The sequence below is a fragment of the Pseudomonas sp. BE134 genome, assembly GCF_031456105.1.
Taxonomy (GTDB): Bacteria; Pseudomonadota; Gammaproteobacteria; order Pseudomonadales; family Pseudomonadaceae; genus Aquipseudomonas.
The window spans coordinates 37333-63810 of the sequence record NZ_JAVDUA010000036.1 but is presented as its reverse complement, the minus strand read 5'-3'; the positions used below and the strand labels follow the sequence as shown (position 1 = coordinate 63810).

The 26478-nt window shown below is 58.5% G+C and carries 23 protein-coding genes and 1 riboswitch; of the genes, 17 read left to right on the top strand and 6 right to left on the bottom strand.

The annotated features are described in order from the left end of the window. Positions 1–29: 29 nt before the first annotated feature. A complete protein-coding gene (locus J2Y56_RS25005; protein WP_310353319.1) occupies positions 30–848 on the top strand; it encodes a M48 family metallopeptidase in 819 nt (272 codons plus the stop codon). Between the two features lie 121 nt (positions 849–969). Here J2Y56_RS25005 and J2Y56_RS25000 read toward each other — a convergent pair whose 3' ends face one another. From J2Y56_RS25000 to J2Y56_RS24990, 3 genes are all read right to left on the bottom strand, one after another. Continuing rightward, a complete protein-coding gene (locus J2Y56_RS25000) occupies positions 970–1551 on the bottom strand; it encodes a TMEM165/GDT1 family protein (protein ID WP_150781853.1) in 582 nt (193 codons plus the stop codon). A 79-nt stretch (positions 1552–1630) separates the two neighbouring features. Then, positions 1631–1767: riboswitch (yybP-ykoY riboswitch) on the bottom strand. Positions 1768–1808: 41 nt separating this feature from the next. Next, on the bottom strand, positions 1809–2807 hold the full coding sequence (locus J2Y56_RS24995; RefSeq protein ID WP_007947097.1) for a class I SAM-dependent methyltransferase: 999 nt from the start codon (positions 2805–2807) through the stop codon (positions 1809–1811). A 33-nt stretch (positions 2808–2840) separates the two neighbouring features. After that, positions 2841–3806, bottom strand: coding sequence for a 2-hydroxyacid dehydrogenase (locus J2Y56_RS24990; protein ID WP_007947099.1), 966 nt, complete (start codon positions 3804–3806; stop codon positions 2841–2843). 243 nt (positions 3807–4049) lie between these two features. On the opposite strand from J2Y56_RS24990, the gene J2Y56_RS24980 reads away from it, so the two are divergent. The 7 genes from J2Y56_RS24980 to J2Y56_RS24950 all read left to right on the top strand — a co-directional run bounded on the left by J2Y56_RS24980 (position 4050) and on the right by J2Y56_RS24950 (position 14786). After that, complete coding sequence (locus tag J2Y56_RS24980) at positions 4050–4679, top strand: LysE family translocator (protein WP_007947100.1); 630 nt, start codon at positions 4050–4052, stop codon at positions 4677–4679. A gap of 152 nt (positions 4680–4831) precedes the next feature. Next, positions 4832–6514 (top strand): fatty acid--CoA ligase, encoded by a 1683-nt coding sequence (locus J2Y56_RS24975; RefSeq protein WP_310353315.1) that lies wholly within the window; start codon positions 4832–4834, stop codon positions 6512–6514. A 335-nt stretch (positions 6515–6849) separates the two neighbouring features. Beyond that, positions 6850–8736, top strand: a complete 1887-nt coding sequence (locus tag J2Y56_RS24970; protein WP_310353313.1) for a DUF1302 domain-containing protein — start codon at positions 6850–6852, stop codon at positions 8734–8736. Positions 8737–8764: 28 nt separating this feature from the next. Next, positions 8765–10129: a DUF1329 domain-containing protein gene (locus tag J2Y56_RS24965; protein ID WP_310336539.1), complete on the top strand. Its 1365-nt coding sequence runs from the start codon at positions 8765–8767 to the stop codon at positions 10127–10129. A 377-nt stretch (positions 10130–10506) separates the two neighbouring features. Then, positions 10507–13245, top strand: coding sequence for a LuxR C-terminal-related transcriptional regulator (locus J2Y56_RS24960; RefSeq protein WP_310353310.1), 2739 nt, complete (start codon positions 10507–10509; stop codon positions 13243–13245). An 84-nt stretch (positions 13246–13329) separates the two neighbouring features. Beyond that, positions 13330–13971: an MBL fold metallo-hydrolase gene (locus tag J2Y56_RS24955; protein ID WP_310353308.1), complete on the top strand. Its 642-nt coding sequence runs from the start codon at positions 13330–13332 to the stop codon at positions 13969–13971. 116 nt (positions 13972–14087) lie between these two features. Further along, the gene (locus J2Y56_RS24950) at positions 14088–14786 is read left to right on the top strand and encodes an OmpA family protein (RefSeq protein WP_007947107.1); all 699 of its coding nucleotides are present in this window, start codon (positions 14088–14090) and stop codon (positions 14784–14786) included. Positions 14787–14991: 205 nt separating this feature from the next. On the opposite strand, the gene J2Y56_RS24945 is transcribed toward J2Y56_RS24950, so the two are convergent. Next, a complete protein-coding gene (locus tag J2Y56_RS24945) occupies positions 14992–15426 on the bottom strand; it encodes a YhcB family protein (protein WP_007947108.1) in 435 nt (144 codons plus the stop codon). 144 nt (positions 15427–15570) lie between these two features. On the opposite strand from J2Y56_RS24945, the gene J2Y56_RS24940 reads away from it, so the two are divergent. The 3 genes from J2Y56_RS24940 to zapE all read left to right on the top strand — a co-directional run bounded on the left by J2Y56_RS24940 (position 15571) and on the right by zapE (position 18781). Further along, positions 15571–16215: an alpha/beta hydrolase gene (locus J2Y56_RS24940; protein WP_007947110.1), complete on the top strand. Its 645-nt coding sequence runs from the start codon at positions 15571–15573 to the stop codon at positions 16213–16215. Positions 16216–16239: 24 nt separating this feature from the next. Next, the gene (locus J2Y56_RS24935; protein ID WP_310353304.1) at positions 16240–17595 is read left to right on the top strand and encodes a tryptophan--tRNA ligase; all 1356 of its coding nucleotides are present in this window, start codon (positions 16240–16242) and stop codon (positions 17593–17595) included. Between the two features lie 91 nt (positions 17596–17686). Next, a complete protein-coding gene (gene zapE, locus J2Y56_RS24930) occupies positions 17687–18781 on the top strand; it encodes a cell division protein ZapE (protein WP_033049434.1) in 1095 nt (364 codons plus the stop codon). 182 nt (positions 18782–18963) lie between these two features. Here zapE and J2Y56_RS24925 read toward each other — a convergent pair whose 3' ends face one another. Continuing rightward, positions 18964–19860 carry a GlxA family transcriptional regulator gene (locus J2Y56_RS24925; RefSeq protein WP_177323438.1) on the bottom strand — a complete coding sequence of 299 codons (897 nt, stop codon included), beginning with the start codon at positions 19858–19860 and terminating at the stop codon, positions 18964–18966. A 243-nt stretch (positions 19861–20103) separates the two neighbouring features. Between J2Y56_RS24925 and J2Y56_RS24920 the strand changes: the two genes are divergently transcribed. After that, on the top strand, positions 20104–21240 hold the full coding sequence (locus J2Y56_RS24920; protein WP_007947114.1) for an acyl-CoA dehydrogenase family protein: 1137 nt from the start codon (positions 20104–20106) through the stop codon (positions 21238–21240). Positions 21241–21369: 129 nt separating this feature from the next. On the opposite strand, the gene J2Y56_RS24915 is transcribed toward J2Y56_RS24920, so the two are convergent. Continuing rightward, positions 21370–22410, bottom strand: coding sequence for an NADP(H)-dependent aldo-keto reductase (locus tag J2Y56_RS24915; protein WP_310353300.1), 1041 nt, complete (start codon positions 22408–22410; stop codon positions 21370–21372). Between the two features lie 245 nt (positions 22411–22655). Here J2Y56_RS24915 and rplM point away from each other — a divergent pair, with 245 nt between their 5' ends. From rplM to J2Y56_RS24890, 5 genes are all read left to right on the top strand, one after another. Then, positions 22656–23084, top strand: coding sequence for a 50S ribosomal protein L13 (rplM, locus tag J2Y56_RS24910; protein ID WP_007905295.1), 429 nt, complete (start codon positions 22656–22658; stop codon positions 23082–23084). 14 nt (positions 23085–23098) lie between these two features. Further along, on the top strand, positions 23099–23491 hold the full coding sequence (gene rpsI, locus J2Y56_RS24905; RefSeq protein ID WP_002555064.1) for a 30S ribosomal protein S9: 393 nt from the start codon (positions 23099–23101) through the stop codon (positions 23489–23491). A 268-nt stretch (positions 23492–23759) separates the two neighbouring features. Beyond that, the gene (gene petA / locus J2Y56_RS24900; protein WP_007943719.1) at positions 23760–24353 is read left to right on the top strand and encodes a ubiquinol-cytochrome c reductase iron-sulfur subunit; all 594 of its coding nucleotides are present in this window, start codon (positions 23760–23762) and stop codon (positions 24351–24353) included. Next, complete coding sequence (locus J2Y56_RS24895) at positions 24353–25564, top strand: cytochrome bc complex cytochrome b subunit (RefSeq protein WP_007943720.1); 1212 nt, start codon at positions 24353–24355, stop codon at positions 25562–25564. The genes petA and J2Y56_RS24895 overlap by 1 nt, the downstream gene beginning before the upstream one ends. After that, entirely contained in the window at positions 25564–26346 is a 783-nt protein-coding gene (locus J2Y56_RS24890) for a cytochrome c1 (RefSeq protein ID WP_007943724.1), read from the top strand. Before J2Y56_RS24895 ends, J2Y56_RS24890 begins: the two co-directional genes overlap by 1 nt. Positions 26347–26478: the final 132 nt, after the last annotated feature.

The window sequence follows — 26478 nt, the reverse complement described above, 5'->3', positions numbered from 1 at the left end:
ACGCGGCCTGATTTCAGGGAGTTTATTTGATGAACAAGCTATTGGTTTTTGGGACGCTGGGCGCCAGTCTGCTGCTCGCCGGGTGCCAGTCGGTCAACACCACCAGCGGTGGCGCCGTGGGGGTTGAGCGCAAACAGTACATGTTCACCATGTTGCCCGCGCAAGAGGTCGACCAGATGTATGCGCAGTCCTATCAGAAGACAATCGGTGAAGCCTCCAGCAAAGGTGTGCTGGACAAAACCAGCGAGAATGCCATGCGCGTTCAGGCCATTGCCGACCGGCTGATTGCCCAGGCGCCGAATTTTCGTCCGGATGCGGCTCAGTGGAAGTGGGAAGTCAACCTGATAAAGAGCGATGAGCTCAATGCCAACTGCGGGCCAGGCGGCAAGATCATCTTTTACACCGGGCTGATCGACAAACTGCAACTGACCGACGATGAAATCGCCGCGATCATGGGGCATGAAATCGCCCACGCCCTGCGTGAGCATGGTCGTGAAGCAATGTCCAAAGCCTATGGTATTGAAATGGCCAAGCAAGGCGCCGGTGCCTTGTTAGGGTTGGGTCAGGGCAGCATGGTTCTGGCGGATACCGTTGCGAACTACGGCATGACCCTGCCCAACAGCCGCGCCAATGAAAACGAGGCGGACCTGATTGGACTCGAACTGGCCGCCCGCGCCGGTTACAACCCCAATGCATCGATTACCTTGTGGAACAAGATGAGCAAAGTCTCGGAAGGCTCGCCGCCGGAGTTCATGAGTACTCACCCGGCGTCAGCCAGTCGCATTAGCGCGTTGCAGGCGGCCATTCCCAAGGTGATGCCGTTGTACGAGAACTCGCGTAAATCCTGAGTCATGTATTAAGGCTGCTGACGCCATCGCGAGCAGGCTCGCTCCCACAGTTGAAATGCATTTCCCTGTGGGAGCGAGCCTGCTCGCGATAAACGATTACTCGGTTTATCGGCCTACCGCATCAAACCCATCCACTGCTCTGCATCGCCTTGTACACCGCAACAATCGCCAAAATGAGGAACGCTGACGCCGCCAAGCGACGGATCAGGGTCAATGGCAGTTTGTCTGCTGCAAAGTTACCGGCCAGTACCACCGGTACGTTGGCAATCAACATGCCGACGGTGGTGCCGAGAATGACCAGCCACAAATCCGGGTATTGCGCCGCCAGCATCACGGTAGCGACCTGGGTCTTGTCACCCATTTCCGCAAGAAAGAACGCAATCAGCGTGGTCAGGAACGGCCCGAACTTGCGCGCGGTGCTGACGTCGTCGTCCATCTTGTCCGGTACCAGGGTCCACAAGGCGGTCGCGGTAAAGCAGGCTGCCAGGATCCAGTGCAGCGTCGCATTCGAGAAGAAACTGCCGACCCAGGCACCTACCGCACCGGCGGCTGCGTGGTTGGCCAGGGTAGCGGCGACGATGCCGGCGATGATTGGCCATGGCTTGCGAAAGCGGGCAGCGAGAATGAGCGCGAGCAGTTGCGTCTTGTCGCCGATTTCGGCCAAGGCAACGATTGCGGTAGGAACGAGAAATGAATCCAGCATCATCAGGGTTTTTCCTAAGGGGCGGGTCGACACGGCTATGACACGTACAGCCTCCCCGCCCCGGGTAAGGTGTTCGTGTCATAGGTCTTGTCAAACCCTGCGATCCGTCTGATGCGAACGCTGGGGTCGCATACGCCATGGTCTGAGGACCAAGTATGTTGACGTATGCCGGACGAGCATGGCGCTCGTGGGAGACTACTCCCCTAGGACGGAGCGGATTCTGCCTAGGCAAAATCCGTTAGGCAAGCACTTATTTATCAGCCGCGTTTGGCCCGGTAGATTCTGAAACCCTGCCCCTCGGCCTTGATCGCGCACACCCCGAGGTGCTCTTCGATCAGCGGTTGATACTTCAGGAAGCTGTTGGCAACGAGGCGCAGTTCGCCACCGTTTTTCAGATGTTTGGCCGCTTTTCGCAGCAAGTTCTCGGTGGCGAAGTAATCGGTGTGGACCCCGACATGGAACGGCGGGTTGCTCAAAATCGCACTCAAACCCATCGGTGCAGCGTCAATTCCATCACCGGTGATCACGTCGGCTTCCAGACCATTGGCGGCCAATGTGAGGCGACTGCTGGCGGCAGCAAACGCATCGACGTCGAGCAACGTCACCTGATTGTGCGGATAACGACGCTTCACCGCCGCGCCCAGAACGCCGGCGCCGCAACCGAAGTCCAGCAGGTGGCCGCTTGGCAACTTGTCCAGATGCTCCAGCAGCAGCGCGCTGCCGCGATCCAGTCGGCCGTGGCTGAACACGCCCGGCAAGCTGATGACTTTCAATGGCCCTTCAGCCAGCGGCAACTCGTAGGTCTGCGCCAGGCTTTCCAGCGATTTGGCTTCTGGCGCATTGGCCACCGTGACCAGCCAGAGTTGGCAATGACGGGCGCTGTCGAGCTTGCGCGGCTTGCCGAACGGGTTCAGTTGTTTGGCCGCCCCTTCGATGCCGCTGCGTTTTTCCCCCACCAGGTACAACTCGCGACCGGCCAGGCGTGAGGCGAGGGCGTTGAGGATGTAATCGGTCAGGTCCTTGGACTTGGGCAGAAACACCACCGCAGTCTCGAACTCACGCTCGGGGGCGTTCACACCAAAATGGCTGCGCTCGGCGAAACGCGCATCGAGTGCTGCTTGATCGCCGGCGTGCCAGCACCAGCCGTGGGCATCGGGCAGTCGGCCCAGCAGATCGTCGGCGGGCAAACCGGCCAACAACACCGAACCCTGGAATAACTCGGGCTGACGAAGCAGTACTTCACTGCGCGGATCCATACTCTGCTCCTTGAAAAAAAGTGCGGCAGTTTATCAACTGACGACCCGCAGCGCTGTACCGCTGAAGAAAGCCTGCGCGTTTTCGGTCAACTGCCCCACGATCCGCTGCCGTGCCTCTCGACTGCCCCAGGCGTTGTGCGGGGTGACGATCAACCGTGGAATGTCGGCAGCGAGCAAGGGATTGCCCGCTGTTGGTGGCTCGACGCTCAGCACATCGGTGGCCGCGCCGCCCAGATGATCATTGCGCAAGGCATCGGCCAGCGCTTGTTCATCGATCAAGCCACCGCGAGCGGTATTGACCACGAAGGCACCGGGTTTCATCGAAGCCAGTTCTCGGGCGCCGATGAAATGTCGGGTGTGTTCGTTGAGTGGACAGTGCAGGGTGAGGGCGTCGATCTGCGGCAACAGTTCTTCCAGCGGCAAACGATCCGGCCGGGCAGGGCGCCCTGGGATTTGCCCCAGCAGCACGCGCATGCCGAACGCTTCGGCCAGCCGCGCGACCGCGCCGCCCAGTTCGCCATGGCCGAGCAGGCCCAGGGTTTTGCCTTCCAGCTCGACGATCGGGTAGTCCAGCAGACAGAACTGTTTCGCTTGCTGCCAGCGACCTTCACCCACGGCCTTTTGATAGTCGGCCAGGCGCGTTGCCAGGTTGAGCAGCAACATGATCGTGTGTTGCGCCACCGACGGTGTGCCGTAACCCTGACAGTTGCAAACGGTAACGCCGTGGGCGCGGGCGGCGGCCAGATCGACGTTGTTGGTGCCGGTAGCAGTGATCAGGATCAGTTTCAAATCGGGGCTGGCGGCGATGGTCGCGGCATCGATGAGGATCTTGTTGCTGATGGCCACCGTGGCGCCTTTGAGGCGTTCGATCACTTGATCCGGCGTGGTCTGCGCGAACAGTTGCAAGTCGTCAAAGCAATCACGCAGCGGGCTGAGGTCGAGGTCGCCGAGGTCCAGGGACGGGTGGTCGAGGAAAACGGCGCGGCGAGAGTTCGTCATCAACTGTACCTTTTGTGCATTGAACTGAAGGCGTAATCTGCCGAGCCTACCAGATGACACAAATGGTTACTCAGTGTCAGGCCAGACACAAAACCTGTGGGAGCGAGCCTGCTCGCGATGAGGGCGTGTCAGTCGACATCGATGTTGTCTGGCACACCGCCTTCGCGAGCAGGCTCGCTCCCATAGGGGACAGCGCTAACCTTGTGAATTTTATTTCGACCGATCTACCCCAAAGGAGCCGTTATGTACTGGACCGAGTTCTTGACCGTTGCCCTGATTCACTTGCTCGCCGTGGCCAGCCCCGGCCCGGACTTTGCCGTGGTGGTGCGTGAAAGCGTGACCCATGGCCGGCGTGCCGGCACCTGGACGGCGCTGGGTGTCGGGACGGCGATATTCCTCCACGTCGGCTATTCGCTGCTCGGTATCGGTTTGATCGTGTCCCAGTCGATTGTTTTGTTCAATGCGCTGAAATGGGCCGCCGCCGCGTACCTGTTGTACATCGGCTACAAGGCCTTGCGCGCGCAACCGGCCAAGGCGGTGGCTGACAATCTGCACAAGGAAGCCGGCGAGCGCACCGCCCGCGGCGCTTTCACCTCCGGTTTCGTGACCAACGGTCTGAACCCGAAAGCCACGCTGTTCTTCCTGTCGCTGTTCACCGTGGTGATCAATCCGCACACACCGCTGGCGGTACAAGCCGGTTACGGGGTTTACCTCGCTGCAGCGACGGCGGTGTGGTTTTGCCTGGTGGCGCGGCTGTTCAGCCAACAGCGTGTGCGTGCCGGTTTTGCCCGCATGGGCCACTGGTTCGACCGCACCATGGGCGTAGTGCTGATCGCCATCGGCGTGAAACTCGCCTTCACCGAGATGCATTGATAGCAACGGATCCTCTGTATCCCGCAAATGCTGGCGCAAGGCTAGTATTTGCAGGGTTCTGCAAATCATTCCTTTGGCTGATTTGACGGGCGTTGAAGGGCACTAGAGTGCTTACTTTCAGCCAACACCGTGCAGTCAGAAAAGGGATTGATATGTTGCAGACTCGCGTTATCCCCCCAGCCGAAGGCGCTTACCAGTATCCGCTGCTGATCAAACGACTGCTGATGTCCGGCGCTCGTTACGAGAAAACCCGCGAGATCATCTACCGCGACCAGGTGCGCTACAGCTATCCGACCCTTATTGAGCGGGTGGCGCGGCTGGCGAACGTGTTGACGGCGGCCGGCGTCAAGGCCGGGGACACCGTGGCGGTGATGGACTGGGACAGCCATCGATATCTGGAATGCATGTTCGCCATCCCGATGATCGGCGCGGTGATCCACACGATCAACGTGCGCCTGTCGCCGGAGCAAATCCTCTACACCATGAACCACGCCGAGGACCGCTTTGTGCTGGTCAACAGCGAGTTCGTGGGGCTGTACCAGGCGCTTGCCGGGCATTTGACCACGGTCGAGAAAACCCTGCTGCTGACCGACCTCCCGGAAAAAAACGCCGACCTGCCCAACCTGATCGGCGAGTACGAGCAACTGCTGGCGGCGGCCAGTACGCAATACGACTTCGAGGATTTCGACGAACACTCGGTCGCGACAACGTTCTACACCACCGGTACCACCGGCAATCCCAAAGGTGTGTATTTCACCCACCGGCAACTGGTGCTGCACACCATGGGCGTGTCGACCATCATGGGCTCCCTCGACGGCGTGCGGTTGCTGGGCTCCAGCGACGTGTACATGCCGATCACCCCGATGTTCCACGTTCATGCCTGGGGCTTGCCCTATGTGGCGACAATGCTCGGGCTCAAGCAGGTTTATCCCGGCCGTTACGACCCGGAATACCTGGTGGAGCTGTGGCGCAAGGAGAAGGTCACCTTTTCCCACTGCGTACCGACCATTTTGCAGATGGTCCTCAATTCCAAAGCGGCGCAAGGCACGGATTTTGGCGGCTGGAAAATCGTCATCGGCGGCAGTGCGCTTAACCGCACGCTGTACGAAACGGCCAAAGGCAAGGGCATCCAGTTGACGGCCGCTTATGGCATGTCGGAAACCGGGCCGCTGGTGTCGTGCGCGCACCTCAACGATGAATTGATGGCCGGTAGCGAAGACGAACGCACCGCCTATCGCATCAAGGCCGGCGTGCCGGGGCCATTGGTGGAAGCGGCGATCGTCGACCCCGACGGCAACTTCCTGCCCGCCGACGGCGAAACCCAGGGCGAGCTTGTGCTGCGTGCGCCTTGGCTCACTGAAGGCTATTTCAACGAACCGCAGAAGGGCGCTGAACTCTGGGCCGGGGGCTGGCTGCATACCGGCGATGTGGCGACGCTGGATGGTATGGGCGTGATCGACATCCGTGACCGCATCAAAGACGTGATCAAGACGGGCGGCGAGTGGATCTCGTCGCTGGACCTTGAAGACTTGATCAGTCGCCACGTGGCGGTACGTGAAGTAGCAGTGGTGGGTATCGCCGATCCGCAATGGGGTGAGCGACCGTTTGCGCTGCTGGTGCTCCACGAAGGGCAGGAGATTGGGGCCCGGGAACTCAAGGAGCACCTCAAGCCATTTGTGGAACTGGGGCACTTGAGCAAGTGGGCGATCCCTAGCCAGATTGCCCTTGTTACTGAAATTCCCAAGACCAGTGTCGGCAAGCTCGACAAGAAGCGCATCCGCCTCGACATCACTGAATGGCAGGCCAATAACAGCACCTTCCTCTCGACGCTTTAAGCGTCATCTGGCGTGCCCGAAAAGGCACGCCAGGCCCACCAAGCAAGCGCTTGGCTTGTGTAATCCGAATTTTCAGCCATCCTTGCCGGGCCGATAGGTGTCGGACTGGCGAAAGGGTTGTTCCAGAGTGGTCGCAGGTGCAAATCACACTTTAGAGGGATCAAGCGCTACTACCTGCTGGCTATAGTCCGCTCACGGATTTTTAAGAACGGAGCAAGCGCACAACAGGGGGCGATGCAATTTGGAGTGACTTCGGGACGCCTTGGCTCCCCGTCACCCAGAACGTTTTTAGAAGTGCTCACAGCCATAACAATAATGCACATGGAGTAGCGTCGATGACATCAGTAAACAAGTTCTGGCGCCGGGCGAAATTGCCCCTGGCGGTCAGTCTCGCCTCTTCGCTCGCCGGGCCTGCATTCGGCGTCAGTTTCAACGTTGGTGAAATCGAAGGTCAGTTCGATTCGTCGCTCTCCCTGGGTATGAGTGTGTCTACCCAGTCGCCGAACAAGAACCTGATCGGTGTCAACAACGGCGGGAAAGGCTTGTCCCAGACCTCCGATGACGGTCACTTGAACTTCAAGAGTGGGCAGGCGTTCTCGAAAATTTTCAAAGGTATCCATGACCTTGAACTGAAATACGGCGACACCGGCGTCTTTGTACGTGGCAAATATTGGTACGACTTCGTTCTGAAAGACGAAGACCTGGAATTCAAGAACATCAGCGACAACGGCCGCAAGGAAGGCGCCAAATCCTCCGGCGGGCAAATCCTCGACGCCTTCGTTTACCACAACTACGCCGTTGCCGATCAGCCGGGTTCCGTGCGTCTGGGCAAGCAGGTGGTGAGCTGGGGTGAAAGTACTTTCATCGGCGGTGGCATCAACTCGATCAACCCTATCGACGTGTCCGCGTTCCGTCGTCCGGGTGCCGAAATCAAGGAAGGCCTGATTCCGGTCAACATGTTCTACGTGTCCCAGAGCCTGACCGAAAACCTGTCGGCTGAAGCGTTCTACCAGCTGGAATGGGACCAGACCGTCGTCGATAACTGCGGCACGTTCTTCTCTCAGCCAGACATCGTTGCCGACGGTTGCGACAACAATCTGCGCGTGCTGAACAAGCGCTCGACGATTCCAGCCATCGCGCTGGGCCCGTTGGCCGCCAACGGCGTCGACGTCAACGAGGAAGGTGTGCTGGTTCGACGTGGCGGCGACCGTGATGCACGGGACGGCGGCCAGTGGGGCGCGTCCTTCAAGTACATGTTCGACCCGCTGGACACCGAGTTCGGTGCCTACTTCATGAACTATCACAGCCGGGCACCGATCTTCAGCGCCACCGGTGCGCCGCAGTCGGTCTATAACACTGCTGCGTCGTTGCCAGGCCCGTTTGCCGCGCTTGCACCTCTGTTGGTAGCCGGTAACTCGCAGTACTTCATCGAATACCCTGAAGACATTCGTCTCTATGGCCTGAGTTTCTCCACCACCCTGTCGACGGGTACGGCGTGGAGCGGTGAAGTCAGCTACCGTCCGAACGCGCCGGTGCAGTTGAACTCCACCGACATTCTGTTTGCCGGTGTACGTCCTTTGGGCGGTGTCCTGGGCAACGCTTCGCTGCTCTCTGCCGCACCGGGTACTGATCTGCATGGCTATCGCCGTAAAGAAATCACCCAGTTCCAGAGCACCCTGACGCACTTCTTTGACCAAGTGATGGGCGCGAGCCGCCTGACCCTGGTCGGCGAAGTGGGCGTGACCCATGTCGGCGGCCTGGAAAGTACCTCTGACGTCCGTTATGGCCGTGATCCGGTCTACGGCCCAGGTGCATTGCCAGCCACTGGCGCTATCGACACTTGCGTGGCGCTCAACACCAGCACCATCAACGGTGCCGGCCCGGGCACTCCCACCAACAACCGCAGCCGCAACTGCGATAACGACGGCTTCACCACGGCGACTTCGTGGGGCTACCGCGGTCGTGCGATCTGGGACTACAACGACGTGTTCGCCGGTGTGAACCTCAAGCCGAACGTGGCCTGGTCCCACGACGTAAACGGTTACTCGCCAGGCCCTGGCGGCAACTTCGAGGAAGGTCGTAAAGCAGTGAGCCTGGGTGTCGATGCTGAATACCAGAACACCTACACCGCGAGCCTGGCTTACACCAACTTCTTCGACGGCAAGTACACCACCGTAGATGACCGCGACTTCGTTGCGCTCAGCGTCGGCGTGAACTTCTAAGCACTGTTTTTTCAGGACAAACACACATATGAAAATAACAAAGAGTCTGTTCAAAGCTGGTGTTCTGGGGCTTTCGCTGCTGGCGACCAGTGTGATGGCGGCGGTCCCTGCGGCCGAAGCCGACAAACTGGGCAAGAGCCTGACCCCAATGGGCGCCGAGATGGCGGGCAACGCCGACGGTTCAATTCCATCCTGGAAGCCAATGGCGAAAAACATCGGCACCGTCGACAGCAAAGGTTTCCTGTCCAACCCGTACGCCAGTGAAAAACCACTGTTCACAATCACCGCGCAGAACGTTGAGCAGTACAAAGCCAAGCTCGCCCCGGGTCAGTACGCGATGTTCAAGCGTTACCCGGAAACCTACAAGATTCCGGTTTACCCGTCCCATCGTGGTTCCACTGTGCCGGCGGACGTGTTCGCTGCCATCAAGAAAAACGCCACCGATACCAAGCTCGTATCCGGCGGCAACGGCCTGGAAAACTTCGAAACCGCGATCCCGTTCCCGATCCCCCAGAGCGGCATTGAAGTCATCTGGAACCACATCACCCGCTATCGCGGTGGCAGCGTGACTCGTCTGGTAAACCAGGCCACACCGCAGCCGAACGGTTCGTACAGCCTGGTGTACTTCCAGGATCAGTTCGTGTTCCGCGACAAGATGAAGGACTACGATCCGAAAAACCCGGGCAACATCCTGTTCTACTTCAAGCAGAAAGTGATCGCGCCGGCACGTCTGGCCGGTGGAGTGCTGCTGGTGCACGAAACCCTCGACCAAGTGAAAGAACCACGTTCGGCGTGGGTCTACAACGCCGGTCAGCGTCGTGTGCGTCGTGCTCCACAAGTGTCCTACGACGGGCCGGGTACCGCCGCGGATGGCCTGCGTACCTCCGACAACCTGGACATGTTCAACGGTGCGCCGGATCGCTACGACTGGAAGCTCGAAGGCAAAAAAGAGATGTACATTGCCTCGAACAGCTACAAGCTCGATTCGCCTACCCTCAAGTACGACGAGATCATCAAGGCCGGTCATATCAACCAGGACCTGGCACGTTACGAGTTGCGCCGGGTCTGGCATGTGGTGGCCACCTTGAAAGAAGGCCAGCGTCACATCTACGCCAAACGTGACTTCTACATCGACGAAGACACCTGGCAAGCTGCAGTGATCGATCACTACGACGGTCGTAATCAGCTGTGGCGTGTGGCAGAAGCGCACGCCGAGGATTACTACAACGTTCAAGTGCCGTGGTACGCCCTGGAAGCCCTGTACGACCTGCAATCGGGTCGCTACCTGGCGCTGGGTATGAAGAACGAAGAGAAGTCTGCTTATGACTTCGGCTTCACCGCTACCACCAGCGACTTTACACCGGCGGCACTGCGTCAGGACGGGGTTCGCTAACCTGCACTGAAAAGAGGTCGCCTCCTCGAAAAACGCCCCGACTGGTTCGGGGCGTTTTTTTTGGAAGTTCATAAAATTCCAGGTAGCAGCTACCGAGCCTGCGAGGCTGCGTCCAGCTGCGGAGCAGTCGTGAAAGCTGATTACGCGGTCTGCCCGAAACACCGCGGTGACCTATTTGACGACTGCTGCGCAGCCGGACGCAGCCTCGCAGGCTCGGCAGCTGCTACGAGTCAAGTGTGGCTATCTGGATTGGCCGCAGCGTCTGCTCGGATACTTTTTGTAGCCATTTGTAGCAATGACCTTCATTCCCTATCCGTTTACCGCTAGTCTGCGGACATCTGCAACGCCGCCATTCGCAATTCAAACAAGAGCTGGCCATGACTGATCTGTCCCCACACCCGGGCCCTGCAACCGTATCCATCGCGGCATTGGACGGGCGCTTTTTTCGGCCCCCGCTGCCCGACGGCCATGTGCTGCGGCCTCGCCTGTGCGAGCGCCTGAGTGCCGGCCTCGGTGGCAGGCTGTTGCTGGTCAGCGCACCCGCCGGGTTCGGCAAGAGCTCATTGGCGGTGGAGTTCTGCCAGGGGCTGCCGGCCCATTGGCAAAGTCTGTGGTTGGGATTGAGCTCTCGAGACAGCGATCCGGGGCGTTTCCTTGAGCGGTTGCTCGAAGGGCTCCAGGATTACTTTCCGACACTGGGCAGCCAGGCGCTGGGGCTGCTGAAAATGCGCCAGCGCCATCAACCGTTCGCCTTTGAAGAATGGCTGGACGGGTTGCTGGACGAACTGGCGATATACCTGTCGCCGAGTACGCCTTTGCTCTTGGTGCTCGATGACTATCATCTGGCGCAAGGCCCGGTACTCGATCGTTGCCTGCAATTTTTCCTCAATCATTTGCCTGATGGCTTGCTCGTCATGGTCACCAGTCGACAGCGCCCGGATTGGCATCTGGCGCGTCTGCGGTTGTCGCGCCAACTGCTCGAACTGCATGAACAAGACCTTCGAATGACCCATGATGAAGCGCTCACATTGCTTGATCGCCACAGCAGTTCCTTGCGGGGCGAGGCGCTGGAAAGTCTGATTGAACGCAGTGAAGGCTGGGTCGCGGGTCTGCGATTCTGGCTACTGGCGGCTTCCGAGGCAGGCAGTGAAGGTGCATTGCCGCAGTCGCTGCACGGTGGGGAAGGGCTGATCCGTGATTACCTGCTGGAAGAAGTCATCGATTGCCTGCCGGCCGAAGTGCAGCAATTCCTTTACGACACGGCACCTCAGGAACGTTTTTGCAGCGAGCTCTGCGATGCGGTTCGCGAAGCCCATGACAGTGCCGAAATTCTGCGTTTCCTTCAGGCACACCAGGTATTCCTGGTACCGCTGGATGAACACGGCCACTGGTACCGCTATCACCATCTGTTTTCCGACCTGCTGCGCACTCGGCCCACCGCCCAGACGATAGTGCCGGCCGCCAGCCTGCATTTGCGTGCGTGTCGCTGGTTCAATGCCCAGGGGCTGCTCGATGAAGCGGTGGAGCAGGCGTTGCGTGCCGGGCATCTGGACGTTGCGGCGAACCTGGTGCAAAACCTTTCGGAAGAACAACTGCTGGCCGAGCAGAACGCCGGCATGTTGCTGCGCTGGAAAATGGACTTGCCCGACAGCTTGCTGATCAGCACACCCAGGCTGATCGTGCTCTACAGCTGGGCGCTGGGGATGGCCTGTCAACTGGATGCGGCGGAGGAACTGGCTGCCCATTTGAGCCGCTTCCTGCCGGCCCCTTCGGCCACCGCGCAGAAGTCGATGCTGGCGCAGTGGCTGGCCCTGAGGGGCATCATCGCCCGGGGGCGTGGCAACCGCGAGCAGACGCTTCTCTATTGCACTGAAGCGTTGCAAAGCCTGCCGGCCAAACGCTACGGACAACGTCTGATGTGTCTCTCGACCCTGTCCAACCTGGCCATCGCCGACGGCGATTTGTGGCGTGCGCGCAGTTTGAACCGTGAGTCGCTGGAATTGGCGCAGCGGGTCGGCAATCCGTTGTTTGAAGCGCTGGCCCATTACGACCGCGCCCGGGTATTGCAGGCACGCGGGGAAATCCTGCGCTCGTTGCAAGAGGTTCGTCAGGGGCTGCAACGCCTGCAAGGGTTATCCGCGCAACGACTTTATGCCATACGCGCTCGCCTGACGTTGTACGAGGGGCTCTTGCTGGCCTTGCGCTTGCAACCACAAGCTGCGCGAGTCCGTTTGCAAGCCGGTTTGAGTGAGGCTCGCGCCTGTCGCGATATCAGCGTATTGATCGGTCATTGCGTGATCGCGCGGCTTGAAGGTAACAGCGGCGAGTTCGCTAACGCCTTCGCCGAATTGGCTGAAGCCGAGCGCCTGATGCACATCTGGGACGTGCCGCCCATTTACTATCTGGCGATGATTACCATGGTCAAGTGCGAGCTCTGGCTGGCCCAGGGCCGCACCGATCTGGCCGAAGCCTGGCTCTCCCGGTTGGGGCAGACCTATAACGGCGAGCACCCGGCAGCACCGCCCGAATTCCATCCCCAGCTGCCGTTGCATATCGAATTGCAACAAGCCTTACTGGACGTCATTCAGGGTCAGCCAATGCTGGCCGAAGGCCGCTTGAATACGCTGCTTGAGCATGGGCAGCAAACGGGGCGGCAGATGCTCAGTGCCATGGCGCTGACTCAGAAAGTGGCCCTGTTACTCGTCAGTGGGCGTGAGCCCGAAGCCCGCAAGGTGCTGGCACAGGCATTGGATGCGTCGACCGGCGGCGCCTTGCAACCGTTCGAGGGGTTGCTGGCTGAACACCCGGACTGGCTACGTGGGCAATTGCAACTGGTTGCTCCGACGGCTGTTTCGCAGAGTCTCGTCGAACAACTGCCGGTCCTGATCGCTCGCCCGGTATTGGAGTCGTGTTCGGGGGCAGAGCAGCTCAGTGCGCGTGAACAGGCGGTTCTGCAACTGATTGCCCAAGGCTGTTCTAACCAGCAAATCAGCGATCAACTGTTCATTTCGCTGCATACGGTGAAGACCCACGCCAGCCACATCAACAGCAAGCTGGGGGTTGAGCGGCGCACGCAGGCGGTGGCACGGGCGAAAGAATTGGGACTGCTCCGGTAGTCTGTTCAAGAATGGCCAGGCGCTTAAAAGACTGCTGCAGTTTTGTGCCAGAATTGCCCATCTCTGATTTTCGAGCTTGTCCCGATGACCCAGCTACCCAGTCTCATTCGCGAAACCTTCCCCGTCGGCCCTTTGCAGTGCAACTGCACCATCATCGGCGACCCGATCAGCAAAAAAGCGATCGTGGTCGACCCGGGCGGCAATCACGAACTGATCCTGGCGCGCCTCGATGCCCTGGGCTTGAAGGTGGTCAGCATCATCCATACCCACGCGCATCTGGATCACTTCCTGGCCTCCGGTCAGTTGAAGGAGAAAACTGGCGCCACCCTGCACCTGCATAAAGAAGATCAGTTCCTCTGGGACAACCTGGAGATGCAATGCCAGATGTTCGGTGTGCCTTACACGCCCGTGCCACCGCCGGATCGCTGGTTGGCCGATGACGAAGAATTGGCCTGCGGTTGCGGTGTAGCGTTGCACACGCCGGGTCATACACCGGGTTCCATGAGTTTCTGGTTTTCAGAAGCCAAGCTGCTGATTGCCGGTGACACGCTGTTTCGGCGTGGAGTAGGGCGCACGGATTTGTGGGGCGGCGATCAGGCGACCATCGTGCGGTCGATCAAGCAGCGGTTGTATACGCTCGACGAAGAGGCGACTGTGGTCACCGGCCATGGTCCGGACACGCGTTTGGGCGATGAAATGCGCGAGAACCCGTTTGTGCGGGCTTGATTTGTAACACGTTTTTCACGCGGGGAATTTTTGACCTGTGCGATGATCCAACCCCGCGCAAAGGTCCAATGCTTAAATCCGTTGCACCACAGAATGCAAAAAAAGTAGGAGCTCTAATGTTCACCACGCGTCGTTTGATTATTGTCGCTACCGCAGTGGCCTTGCTGTCTGGCTGTGCCGCACCTGGCCCTTACGATAACCAGAGCCAGGATACTGGCGGCTCTCAGGGTATGAGCAAAACCGCTAAATATGGTGGTCTCGGTGCTTTGGCCGGTGCTGTGGCGGGTGCCGCCATTAACCATGACAACCGTGGAAAAGGCGCGCTGATCGGCGCAGCGGTGGTGGGTGCTTCCGCCGCCGGTTACGGCTATTACGCCGACCAGCAAGAGAAAAAGCTGCGTGCCAGCATGGCCAACACCGGCGTTGAAGTGCAGCGTCAAGGCGATCAGATCAAACTGATCATGCCAGGCAACATCACGTTCGCCACCGATTCGGCGAACATCGCCCCAAATTTCTATCAGCCGTTGAACAGCCTGGCGGGCTCGCTCAAAGAGTTCAACCAGAACCAGATCGAGATTGTCGGCTACACCGACAGCACCGGCAGCCGCCAGCACAACATGGACCTGTCCCAGAATCGTGCACAGAGCGTGGCGACTTACCTGACGTCGCAAGGCGTGAGCGGTGCCAACCTTTCGGCTCGCGGTGCCGGCCCGGATAACCCGATTGCCAGCAACGCTGATACCAATGGTCGGGCACAGAACCGTCGCGTTGAAGTCAACTTGAAAGCGATTCCGGGTCAGCAGTATCCTCAGTAATACCAGTTTTACCTTTACCAACCTGACTGAACCCCAGGCGTAAAAAAAGAGCCCGCCCGATCCTCAACAGATCGGGCGGGCTTTTTTGTGTCTGTGGGAGTGAGCCTGCTCGCGATGAGGCCGGCGCAGACAACTAAATCATCAGCAATAAAAAGCCCCCGGACAATCACTCGTCCGAGGGCTTTTTGTACAGTCCGAAACCTGATTACTTCTTCAGGCCGTAATGCTCGTCGAGCATGCCCGGCGCGTTCGGGGTCTTGGGCGCGTAGTCGCGAGGAGGCTCCTGGTTGCGCGGCGGTGTCAGGCGTTCGCGTGGGGCCGCTGCCGTATCGGCTTGCAGAGAGGCCAGCAAGCGTTGACGAGTCTGCTCGTCCAGGGCCAGTCGGTTTGCGCCGTCAGCGAGATGATCCTGCACTTCCTGATAACTCTGAGTCATTTTCTTGACCAGGGTTGCAGTGCTGTTGAAGTGGGTGACCACCTCGTTCTGATAACTGTCGAAACGTTCCTGAATGTCATCCAGTTGACGTTGCGTGCTGCTGGGCACGGCACTCGGCACCAGGCGAGCGATCAGGAATCCAATGGCGACACCCACAACCAGGGCAAGAGTCGGTAACAACCAAACTAAGAGCGAGTGTTCCACGAGTCCTTCCTCTATAAACGGCTTTGCTTTACGTTAACGGCTCGAACCTGCGCTGTATACCGCGATTCACTCGCAATAGATTGGCACAGACAATTTGCTAGACGAGTCGACCCGATTCGAGGTCACGGAGTTCCTTCCTTGCTTATGCGCGAAACCCCTGTAGTGATTGATGGCCCGGTCGGCCAACTGGAAGCTCTGCTTCTGGAAAATAAGAGCCTGGATAATGAGCAGCCGCGCGGCCTGGCGCTAATCTGCCATCCCAATCCGGTGCAGGGCGGCACCATGCTCAACAAAGTTGTCTCGACCCTGCAGCGCACCGCGCGCGACGCCGGTTTGATTACCCTGCGGTTCAACTACCGTGGCGTCGGTGCCAGTCAAGGCGCACACGACATGGGCACTGGTGAAGTCGACGATGCTCAAGCCGTCGCCGAATGGCTGCGGGCCAGACACCCGGACTTGCCACTGACGCTGTTGGGTTTCTCCTTCGGCGGTTTTGTTGCAGCAAGTCTCGGCGGACGCCTGGAAGCCAAGGGCGAAACACTGAAACATTTGTTTATGGTCGCCCCTGCGGTCATGCGTCTGGGCGATCAGGATCAACTGCCGCACCAAAGCGAGTTGACCCTGATCCAGCCGGAAACCGACGAAGTGATCGATCCGCAGCTGGTTTACGACTGGTCCGAAAAACTCGAGCGCCCCCATGAGCTGCTGAAAGTGGCAGAATGCGGACACTTTTTTCATGGCAAGCTGACCGATCTCAAGGATCTGATCCTGCCGCGTCTTTCGAATTGATTGCAGTCTGACAAGCGATTACCCATGACGACTCGTACCCGTATCCTCACCGGCATCACCACCACCGGCACGCCACACCTGGGCAACTACGCCGGCGCCATCCGCCCGGCGATCGTCGCCAGCCGTGACAGCAATGCCGATTCGTTCTATTTCCTGGCCGACTACCACGCCCTGATCAAATGCGATGACCCGCTGCGCATCCAGCGCTCGCGTCTGGAAATCGCCGCGACCTGGCTGGCCGGTGGCCTGGATGTGGACCGCGTGACGTTCTATCGCCAGTCCGACATTCCGGAAATTCCCGAGCTGACCTGGCTGTTGACCTGCGTCGCCGCCAAGGGCTTGCTCAACCGTGCACACGCCTACAAGGCTTCGGTGGACAAGAACGTCGAGACCGGCGAAGACCCGGACGCCGGTATCACCATGGGCTTGTATAGCTACCCGGTGCTGATGGCTGCAGACATTCTGATGTTCAACGCGCACAAGGTGCCGGTCGGTCGAGACCAGATCCAGCACGTGGAAATGGCCCGTGACATCGGCCAGCGCTTCAACCACTTGTTCGGTCAGGGCAAAGAATTCTTCACCATGCCCGAGGCGCTGATCGAGGAAAGCGTCGCCACGCTGCCAGGCCTCGACGGTCGCAAGATGTCGAAGAGCTACGACAACACCATCCCGTTGTTCAGCAGCGCCAAAGAGATGAAGGACGCGATTTCGCGGATCGTCACCGATTCGCGCGCGCCGGGCGAAGCCAAGGACCCGGACAATTCGCACCTGTTTACGCTGTTTCAAGCGTTCGCTACGCCGACGCAGTCCGAGGAGTTCCGCAGCGAACTGTTGCAGGGCCTGGGCTGGGGCGAGGCGAAGAACCGTCTGTTCCAACTGCTGGACAGCGAGTTGGGCGAATCCCGCGAGCGTTATTACCAGCTGATGGAACGTCCGGCGGACCTGGAAGACATGCTGCAGATCGGCGCCCAAAAGGCCCGTGCCGTGGCCACTCCGTTCCTCAACGAACTGCGTGAAGCGGTCGGCTTGCGTTCTTTCGTGGCGCAGACGCAAGTCGCCGCTACCACCAAGAAAAAAGCCGCGAAAGCCGCACGTTTCGTCAGCTTCCGTGAAGACGACGGCAGCTTCCGCTTCCGTCTGCTGGCGGCCGATGGCGAGCAACTGCTGCTGTCGCGCAACTTCGCCGACGGCAAAACCGCCGGGCAGGTGACCAAGCAGCTGCAAGCGGGCCAGCCTCTGGACGTGCGCAGCGAAGACCTGAGCTTCAACGTCTGGCTGGAAGGCGAGTGCGTGGCAGACAGCCCGACATTCACCGACAGCGCAGCTCGCGACGTTGCCATCGACGCCTTGCGCGTTGCGCTGACGCCGGTTCAGGAATAAATCAGCGGCTCGGCCCGACCAAGGGCTGATTGCCATTCCCCGGGGCCGTCGCTACAGTGACGGCCCGTTTTTGTTGCCTTGCTAACGAATTATGACGCCCCTAGAACGATATCAAGCTGATCTGAAGCGCCCGGAATTTTTCCACGATGCTGCGCAGGAAACTGCTGTGCGCCATTTGCAGCGCCTGTACGACGATCTGGTCGCGGCCTCGCAGAACAAGCCAGGTCTGCTCGGCAAGCTGTTTGGCAAAAAAGAGCAGGCGCCGGTCAAGGGCCTGTACTTCTGGGGCGGCGTGGGTCGCGGCAAGACTTACCTCGTCGACACCTTCTTCGAAGCGCTGCCTTTCAAGGAAAAGACCCGAACTCACTTCCACCGCTTCATGAAGCGTGTGCACGAAGAGATGAAAACCCTCGGCGGCGAGAAAAACCCGCTGACCATCATCGCCAAGCGTTTCTCCGACGAGTCGCGAGTGATTTGCTTCGATGAATTCTTCGTCTCCGACATCACCGATGCCATGATCCTCGGCACGCTGATGGAAGAGCTGTTCAAGAATGGCGTGACCCTGGTTGCGACCTCGAACATCGTGCCGGACGGTCTGTACAAGGACGGCCTGCAACGCGCGCGCTTCCTGCCGGCCATCGCGCTGATCAAGCAGAACACCGACATCGTCAACGTCGACAGTGGCGTCGATTACCGCCTGCGTCATCTTGAGCAAGCGGAGCTTTTCCACTTTCCGCTGGATGACGCCGCTCAGGACAGCCTGCGCAAGAGCTTCCGCGCGCTGACGCCGGAATGCACGGCCGCAGTCGAGAACGACGTGCTGATGATCGAGAATCGCGCCATCCGCGCCGTACGCACATGCGATGACGTGGCCTGGTTCGACTTCCGCGAACTGTGCGATGGCCCGCGTAGCCAGAACGACTACATCGAGCTGGGCAAGATCTTCCACGCAGTGTTGCTCAGCGATGTCGAGCAGATGAGCGTAACCACTGACGACATCGCCCGTCGCTTTATCAACATGGTCGACGAGTTTTACGACCGTAACGTCAAACTGATCATTTCTGCCGAGGTTGAGCTCAAAGACCTCTACACCGGCGGCCGCTTGAATTTCGAGTTCCAGCGTACGCTCAGCCGACTGCTGGAAATGCAATCTCACGAATTCCTGTCCCGGGCGCACAAGCCGTAGGACTTATTCGAAATACAAACAAGGGCCTGCAGATGCAGGCCCTTTTTTTGTGTGCCGGGTCTAATCGTTCCCACGCTCTGCGTGGGAATGCCGCCATGGACGCTCCGCGTCCGCTTCGAATATGACGCGGAGCGTCACGCGATGCATTCCCACGCGGAGCGTAGGAATGATCGGTCTGTGGATTAAGCGGCTTGCTGAAACTGCTGCCGATACTGGTTCGGCGACAACTCGGTGTGCTGACGAAAGAGCCGAGCAAAGAAGCTCGCATCGTCGTAACCGACCTCGTAACTGATGGTCTTGATGCTCTTGCGGCTGGCGGACAGCAGGCCCTTGGCGGTTTCGATGCGCAGTCGTTGCAGGTAATGCAGCGGCTTGTCCCCGGTCGCGGTCTGGAAGCGGCGCATGAAGTTGCGGATGCTCATGCCGTGTTCGCGGGCTACGTCTTCGAAGCGGAACTTGTCGGCAAAATGCTCTTCGAGCCAGTGTTGGATCTGCAGGATGATCACATCCTGGTGCAACTTCTGGCCGCCAAAACCGATACGGCCCGGGGAATAGCTGCGCTGTACTTCGTAGAGGATATCCCGCGCCACGGCTTGCGATACGTTGGCGCCGCAGAAACGCTCGATCAGGTAGACGTAAAGGTCACAGGCCGACGTCGTGCCGCCGGCGCAATACAGGTTGTCGGCGTCGGTCAGGTGTTTGTCCTGTTTGAGGTGAACCTGTGGGAAGCGCTCGGCGAAGGCGTTGAAAAAACGCCAGTAAGTGGTCGCTTCCTTGCCATCGAGCAAGCCCGCCTCGGCGAGCCAGAACACCCCGGTAGCTTCGCCGCACAACACTGCGCCGCGGGCATGTTGCTCACGCAACCACGGCAGGACCTGGGGGTAACGTTTGCAGAGCGTGTCGAAGTCATCCCAGAAGGCGGGGAGGATGATGATGTCAGTGTTTTCCAGGCCGCCGTCTACCGGAATGATCACATCGCTGAAGCTATTGACCGCCTTGCCATCGGGACTGACGAGTCGGATTTCGAACGACGGTGTCAGGCCTTGGCCCAGTTGTTTGCCATGGCGCAGGCTGGCCATGTGGAAAAAATCTTTGGCTTGCAGAAGGGTGGAAGCGAAAACCCGGTCGATCGCCAGGATGCTGACGCGCCGCAGGGGCGTGGAGACTTGCTTAGACATAATTCAACTTTATTTTTATAGGAGAAAGTGGTCATCAAACGGCTGGATCGTCTTATTTTTTGTCTGATGTGTCCAGTGTCCTGTGTCGAATGCGGGGCTTAGTCTCTGAAGATCAACTCCTCTAACAATAACGACAGGTGCCGCATGATCCCCAGAACCTTGTTCAGCTCCGATCACGAACTTTTCCGTGACAGCGTGCGAACGTTCCTCGAGAAAGAGGCTGTGCCGTTTCATGGACAATGGGAAAAACAGGGCTATATCGACCGCAAACTCTGGAACAAGGCAGGGGAGGCGGGGATGCTGTGTTCGCATCTGCCGGAGGAATACGGCGGGCTGGGAGCGGATTTTTTGTACAGTGCGGTAGTGATCGAGGAGGTCGGGCGCCTGGGGCTGACCGGGATCGGTTTTTCCCTGCATTCGGACATTGTGGCGCCGTATATCCTGCATTACGGCAGTGAAGCGCTGAAGCACAAGTACCTGCCGAAACTGGTGTCGGGCGAGATGGTCACGGCGATCGCCATGACCGAGCCAGGGGCTGGTTCCGATCTGCAAGGGGTGAAAACCACGGCGGTACTGGATGGCGATGAGTACGTCATCAATGGTTCGAAAACCTTTATCACCAATGGCTTTCTGGCTGACCTGGTGATTGTCGTGGCCAAGACCGATCCAAAGGCCGGCGCCAAGGGCACCAGCCTGTTTCTGGTGGAGGCGGGTACGCCGGGTTTCGACAAAGGCAAGCGCCTGGAAAAGGTCGGGATGAAGGCGCAGGACACTTCGGAGCTGTTCTTTCAGGACGTTCGTGTGCCCAAGGAAAACCTGCTGGGGCAGGCCGGGATGGGCTTCGCTTACCTGATGCAGGAATTGCCGCAAGAGCGTCTAACCGTGGCCATCGGCGGGCTTGCGTCGGCTGAAGCGGCGTTGCAGTGGACGCTGGACTACACTCGCGACCGCAAGGCGTTCGGCAAGGCCATTGCCGATTTCCAGAACACTCGCTTCAAACTGGCGGAGATGGCGACCGAGATCCAGATCGGCCGGGTTTTCGTCGATCGCTGCCTGGAACTGCACCTGCAAGGCAAGCTGGATGTGCCAACGGCGGCGATGGCCAAGTATTGGGGCACGGACCTGCAATGCAAGGTGCTCGACGAGTGCGTGCAGTTGCATGGCGGCTATGGCTTTATGTGGGAATACCCCATCGCCCGGGCATGGGCGGATGCGCGGGTGCAGCGGATCTATGCCGGCACCAACGAGATCATGAAGGAGATTATTGCGCGGTCGCTGTAATGCTGCGTGATCGTTCCCACGCTCTGCGTGGGAATGCCGCCATGGACGCTTTGCGTCCGCTTTGGAAGTGACGCGGAGCGTCACGGGATGCATTCCCACGCAGAGCGTGGGAACGATCACCGTCTTGGATTACGGTGCCGGGTTCGGGTGATCCTTGTGAATCGCCTCAATCCCTTCCAGCACTTCGTCCGAAAGTTTCAGCTCGAAGCTCGCTAAATTGCTTTCAAGCTGCTCAAGCGTCGTTGCACCGATGATGTTGCTGGTGACGAACGGCTGTTGATTCACGAATGCCAATGCCATCTGTGCCGGGTCCAGGCCGTGTTCACGGGCCAATGCCACGTAACGGCTGCACGCCGCTTCCGATTGTGGATTGAAATAGCGGCTGAAGCGGCTGTAGAGGCTCAGGCGGCCCTTCGGCGGGCGCGCGCCACCTTCGTACTTGCCTGACAGGAAACCGAACGCCAGCGGCGAGTAAGCGAGCAAGCCGCATTGTTCACGAATGGCAATTTCTGCCAAACCGACTTCGAAGCTGCGGTTGAGCAGGTTGTAGGGATTCTGGACCGACACGGCGCGCGGCCAGCCGCGGGCTTCGGCCAAGGCGAGGAAGCGCATGGTGCCCCATGGTGTTTCATTGGACAGGCCAATGTGGCGGATCTTGCCGGCCTTGACCTGCTCGTCCAGTGCTTCGAGCGTATCTTCCAACGGCGTGAGGTTGGCTTCGCTCTTGTGTTTGTAGCCCAGCTGGCCGAAGAAATTGGTGCTGCGTTCCGGCCAATGCAGTTGGTAAAGGTCGATGTAATCGGTTTGCAGGCGCTTGAGGCTCGCGTCCACGGCTTCAGTGATGTGCTGGCGGTTGTGACGCAGGTTTTTGTCGCGGATGTAGTCGATGGTGTTACCGGGGCCGGCTATCTTGCTGGCCAGGATCCAGTCGGCGCGATCGCCGCGAGTTTTGAAGTAATTGCCGATATAGCGCTCGGTGGTGGCGTAGGTGTCGGCCTTGGGCGGCACCGGATACATCTCGGCAGTGTCGATGAAATTGATCCCGGCACCTTTGGCCCGTTCAATCTGGGCGAAGGCTTCAGCTTCGCTGTTTTGCTCGCCCCACGTCATGGTTCCGAGGCAGATAGCGCTCACGTTCAGATCGGTTCGGCCTAGCTGTCGATAGTCCATCAGGTGCTCCTTGGGCAAAACAATCATAAAAGCAGGTTGAAATATTTTTCGCAATCTGCATAATTGCGCACCTCTTTCTGCAGTGGAAGTGATGCGCCGCCGCCGAAGAATCTTGCCGTTGAACGGACGCGCCGACCCGAGCCCCCGAAAGCGTCTGTATCCGGCTGCCTTTGACTTGTCAAAGTACGCACTATTCAGTAAGATCCGCCGTCTAATTTACAGGGCGGCCCCTGAGGCTATAAAGAATGAAAACTTTTACTGCTAAACCGGAAACAGTACAGCGCGACTGGTTTGTCGTCGACGCTGCAGGTCAGACCCTGGGTCGTCTGGCCACCGAAATCGCGAGCCGTCTGCGTGGCAAGCATAAAGCTGAGTACACTCCTCACGTTGACACCGGCGATTACATCGTCGTTATCAATGCCGAGCAGATTCGTGTAACCGGTGCTAAAACCACCGACAAAATCTACTACTCCCACTCCGGTTTCCCGGGCGGCATCAAGTCGATCAACTTTGAAAAGCTGATCGCCAAAGCCCCTGAGCGCGTGATCGAGACCGCGGTCAAAGGCATGCTGCCTAAGAACCCGCTGGGTCGCGACATGTATCGTAAGCTGAAAGTCTATGCGGGCGCTGTACACCCTCATACTGCTCAGCAGCCCCAAGAACTGAAGTTTTAACGGAATAGTTCATTATGTCGGCGACTCAAAATTACGGCACTGGCCGTCGCAAGACCGCAACCGCACGCGTTTTCCTGCGTCCGGGCACTGGTAACATCTCCATCAACAACCGTTCGCTGGATAATTTCTTCGGCCGCGAAACTGCCCGCATGGTAGTTCGTCAGCCGCTGGAATTGACTGAGACTGTCGAGAAGTTCGACATCTACGTCACCGTGATCGGTGGTGGTGTAAGTGGTCAAGCTGGCGCAATCCGCCACGGTATCACTCGCGCACTGATGCAGTACGACGAAACCCTGCGTGGCGCTCTGCGCAAAGCTGGCTTCGTTACTCGCGATGCTCGTGAAGTTGAACGTAAGAAAGTCGGTCTGCGTAAAGCGCGTAAGCGTCCGCAGTACTCGAAGCGTTAATTCGCTTTCACGTTCAAAAAAGAACGCCCAGTTTCCTCACGGAGCTGGGCGTTTTTTTATGCGTGCGATTTAAAAAAGAATTGCGCTGTGACAACTTGCCACATCCGTAGAGCCCCTATACTACAGGGCTTGGCAGTGGAGCCCTTCGGTAATTACCTTGTCAGAATTGGGGCTTTTCATTACCATTCGGCAAAATTTTTATAAGTGCATAGATTTACTTAGTAGATGCCTGATTTAACAGGCCACAAAGCTGATGGGAGAGGACTGAATGAGCAATGACGGCGTGAATACAGGCCGGCGTCGCTTCTTGGTAGCAGCCACATCCGTGGTGGGTGCTGCAGGAGCGGTGGGGGCTGCGGTCCCGTTCGTGGGGTCATGGTTTCCCAGTGCCAAGGCGAAAGCCGCAGGTGCACCGGTGAAAGTGAATGTCAGCAAAATCGAGCCAGGCCAGCAGATGATTGCTGAGTGGCGCGGCCAGCCGGTGTTCATTGTCCGCCGTACAGAGGAAATCCTGGGGAATCTGAAAAAGATCGAAGGCGAGCTCGCCGATCCTGAGTCCAAGCAATCGACGCAACCGGACTACGTCAACCCCGAAACACGTTCGATCAAGCCAGAAGTTCTGCTGCTGATCGGTATTTGTACCCACTTGGGTTGTTCGCCTACTTTCCGTCCGGAAGTGGCCCCTGCGGATCTTGGTCCGAAATGGGTAGGTGGATATTTCTGCCCTTGCCACGGCTCCCATTACGATCTGGCTGGCCGCGTCTACAAGTCGCAACCTGCGCCTTTGAACCTGCCAGTTCCACCGCATTCCTATGAGACCGACGAGATCATTGTCATCGGCGTCGATACGGAGAAAGCGTGATGAGCAAGTTCATGGATTGGGTTGATGCGCGCTTTCCCGCGACCAAAATGTGGGAAGACCATCTCAGCAAGTATTACGCCCCGAAGAACTTCAACTTCTTCTATTTCTTTGGCTCCCTGGCGCTGCTCGTTCTGGTTAACCAGATCGTCACCGGTGTCTGGCTGACCATGAGCTACACCCCGTCGGCAGAAGAGGCGTTTGCTTCCGTCGAATACATCATGCGCGACGTCGAGTACGGCTCGATCCTGCGTCTGCTGCACTCCACCGGAGCTTCGGCGTTCTTCATCGTGGTTTATCTGCACATGTTCCGAGGCTTGCTCTACGGTTCGTACCAGAAGCCGCGTGAGCTGGTGTGGGTCTTCGGCATGCTGATCTACCTGGCGCTGATGGCCGAAGCCTTCATGGGGTACTTGCTGCCGTGGGGTCAGATGTCCTACTGGGGCGCCCAAGTGATCATCTCGCTGTTCGGTGCCATCCCGGTTATCGGTAACGACCTGACCCAGTGGATTCGTGGTGACTACCTGATTTCCGGTATTACCCTGAACCGCTTCTTCGCCCTGCACGTTGTTGCCTTGCCGATCGTGATCCTGGGTCTGGTGGTGCTGCACGTTCTGGCGTTGCACGAAGTCGGTTCGAACAACCCGGACGGCGTCGACATCAAGAAATACAAAGACGAAAACGGCGTACCGCTGGACGGCATTGCCTTCCACCCGTACTACACCGTGAAAGATATCGTCGGCGTTGTGGTGTTCCTGTTCATCTTCTGCTCGATCGTGTTCTTCTTCCCGGAAATGGGCGGTTACTTCCTCGAGAAGCCGAACTTCGAAGTGGCGAACGCCTTCAAGACCCCAGAGCACATCGCTCCGGTCTGGTACTTCACCCCGTTCTACGCGATTCTGCGAGCGGTTCCGGACAAGCTCCTGGGCGTTATCGCCATGGGTGCAGCCATCGCCGTGCTGTTCGTCCTGCCGTGGCTGGACCGCAGTCCGGTCAAGTCGATGCGCTACAAAGGCTGGCTGAGCAAGATCTGGTTGTGGGTGTTCTGCATCTCGTTCGTGATCCTGGGTGTGCTGGGCGTGTTGGCTCCAACGCCAGGCCGGACGCTGTTGTCGCAGGTGTGTACGTTCCTGTACTTCGCCTACTTCATTCTGATGCCGTTCTACACCAGGCTTGAGAAGACCAAACCGGTTCCGGAAAGGGTGACTGGCTGATGAAAAAGCTATTTGCTGTACTGATTCTTGCGGCTATGCCTGCTCTGTCCTTCGGGGCGGAACACGGTGGTCCTGAGCTGAAAAGCGTCGACATCGACGTTTCTGACAAGGCAGCCTTGCAGGATGGCGCACGTACATTCGCCAACTACTGCATGGGCTGCCACAGCGCCAAGTTCCAACGGTACGAGCGTGTTGCCGATGATATTGGCGTTCCCCATGATCTGATGCTCTCGAAGCTGGTGTTCACTGGTGCCAAGATTGGCGACCACATGAACATCGGCATGCAGCCGGCGGACGCCAAGGCCTGGTTCGGCGCGGCTCCGCCCGACCTGACGCTGGTGGCTCGCGTTCGTGGTACTGACTGGCTCTACGGCTACCTGACGTCCTTCTATGAAGACCCGTCGCGTCCATGGGGCGTGAACAACAAGGTCTTCCCGAACGTCGGTATGCCTAACGTCATGGCCGCCTTGCAAGGTCGTCAGGTCGTGGGATGCAAACAGGTTCAGATCGTCGAAGACGGCAAGAAGCAATTTGATCCACTGACCGGTACCGCGCTGACCCATGAAGCGTGCGATCAGTTGACCATCGTGCCGAAAAGCGGTGCTCTGACCGAAGAGCAGTTCGATGAGAAGGTCAAGAATCTGGTAACCTTCCTGGCTTACTCGGCTAACCCGGTTAAGCTGCAACATCAGCGCATCGGTACCTACGTCTTGCTGTACCTGGCGTTCTTCTTCGTATTCGCTTATTTGCTCAAGCGCGAATACTGGAAAGATGTGCACTGATAAAGCTTCAAGCAATTGCTGTTAATCGCGCGCGCCCAAGGGCGCCTCTGAAGGTGTAACGAGCCTGGTGATCCAGGCGTTACGGGAGGCGTCCTCTGGGCGCGCTCGTTTTTCCGCTTCCGATAATTTCAA

What these genes read in the sequence shown, in the direction of transcription:
- J2Y56_RS25005 (WP_310353319.1), top strand. Translation starts at nt 30, where the DNA reads ATGAACAAGCTATTGGTTTTTGGGACGCTGGGCGCCAGTCTGCTGCTC.
- J2Y56_RS25000 (WP_150781853.1), bottom strand. Translation starts at nt 1,551, where the DNA reads ATGCTGGATTCATTTCTCGTTCCTACCGCAATCGTTGCCTTGGCCGAA.
- J2Y56_RS24995 (WP_007947097.1), bottom strand. Translation starts at nt 2,807, where the DNA reads ATGGATCCGCGCAGTGAAGTACTGCTTCGTCAGCCCGAGTTATTCCAG.
- J2Y56_RS24990 (WP_007947099.1), bottom strand. Translation starts at nt 3,806, where the DNA reads ATGACGAACTCTCGCCGCGCCGTTTTCCTCGACCACCCGTCCCTGGAC.
- J2Y56_RS24980 (WP_007947100.1), top strand. Translation starts at nt 4,050, where the DNA reads ATGTACTGGACCGAGTTCTTGACCGTTGCCCTGATTCACTTGCTCGCC.
- J2Y56_RS24975 (WP_310353315.1), top strand. Translation starts at nt 4,832, where the DNA reads ATGTTGCAGACTCGCGTTATCCCCCCAGCCGAAGGCGCTTACCAGTAT.
- J2Y56_RS24970 (WP_310353313.1), top strand. Translation starts at nt 6,850, where the DNA reads ATGACATCAGTAAACAAGTTCTGGCGCCGGGCGAAATTGCCCCTGGCG.
- J2Y56_RS24965 (WP_310336539.1), top strand. Translation starts at nt 8,765, where the DNA reads ATGAAAATAACAAAGAGTCTGTTCAAAGCTGGTGTTCTGGGGCTTTCG.
- J2Y56_RS24960 (WP_310353310.1), top strand. Translation starts at nt 10,507, where the DNA reads ATGACTGATCTGTCCCCACACCCGGGCCCTGCAACCGTATCCATCGCG.
- J2Y56_RS24955 (WP_310353308.1), top strand. Translation starts at nt 13,330, where the DNA reads ATGACCCAGCTACCCAGTCTCATTCGCGAAACCTTCCCCGTCGGCCCT.
- J2Y56_RS24950 (WP_007947107.1), top strand. Translation starts at nt 14,088, where the DNA reads ATGTTCACCACGCGTCGTTTGATTATTGTCGCTACCGCAGTGGCCTTG.
- J2Y56_RS24940 (WP_007947110.1), top strand. Translation starts at nt 15,571, where the DNA reads ATGCGCGAAACCCCTGTAGTGATTGATGGCCCGGTCGGCCAACTGGAA.
- J2Y56_RS24935 (WP_310353304.1), top strand. Translation starts at nt 16,240, where the DNA reads ATGACGACTCGTACCCGTATCCTCACCGGCATCACCACCACCGGCACG.
- zapE (WP_033049434.1), top strand. Translation starts at nt 17,687, where the DNA reads ATGACGCCCCTAGAACGATATCAAGCTGATCTGAAGCGCCCGGAATTT.
- J2Y56_RS24925 (WP_177323438.1), bottom strand. Translation starts at nt 19,860, where the DNA reads ATGGCCAGCCTGCGCCATGGCAAACAACTGGGCCAAGGCCTGACACCG.
- J2Y56_RS24920 (WP_007947114.1), top strand. Translation starts at nt 20,104, where the DNA reads ATGATCCCCAGAACCTTGTTCAGCTCCGATCACGAACTTTTCCGTGAC.
- J2Y56_RS24915 (WP_310353300.1), bottom strand. Translation starts at nt 22,410, where the DNA reads ATGGACTATCGACAGCTAGGCCGAACCGATCTGAACGTGAGCGCTATC.
- rplM (WP_007905295.1), top strand. Translation starts at nt 22,656, where the DNA reads ATGAAAACTTTTACTGCTAAACCGGAAACAGTACAGCGCGACTGGTTT.
- rpsI (WP_002555064.1), top strand. Translation starts at nt 23,099, where the DNA reads ATGTCGGCGACTCAAAATTACGGCACTGGCCGTCGCAAGACCGCAACC.
- petA (WP_007943719.1), top strand. Translation starts at nt 23,760, where the DNA reads ATGAGCAATGACGGCGTGAATACAGGCCGGCGTCGCTTCTTGGTAGCA.
- J2Y56_RS24895 (WP_007943720.1), top strand. Translation starts at nt 24,353, where the DNA reads ATGAGCAAGTTCATGGATTGGGTTGATGCGCGCTTTCCCGCGACCAAA.
- J2Y56_RS24890 (WP_007943724.1), top strand. Translation starts at nt 25,564, where the DNA reads ATGAAAAAGCTATTTGCTGTACTGATTCTTGCGGCTATGCCTGCTCTG.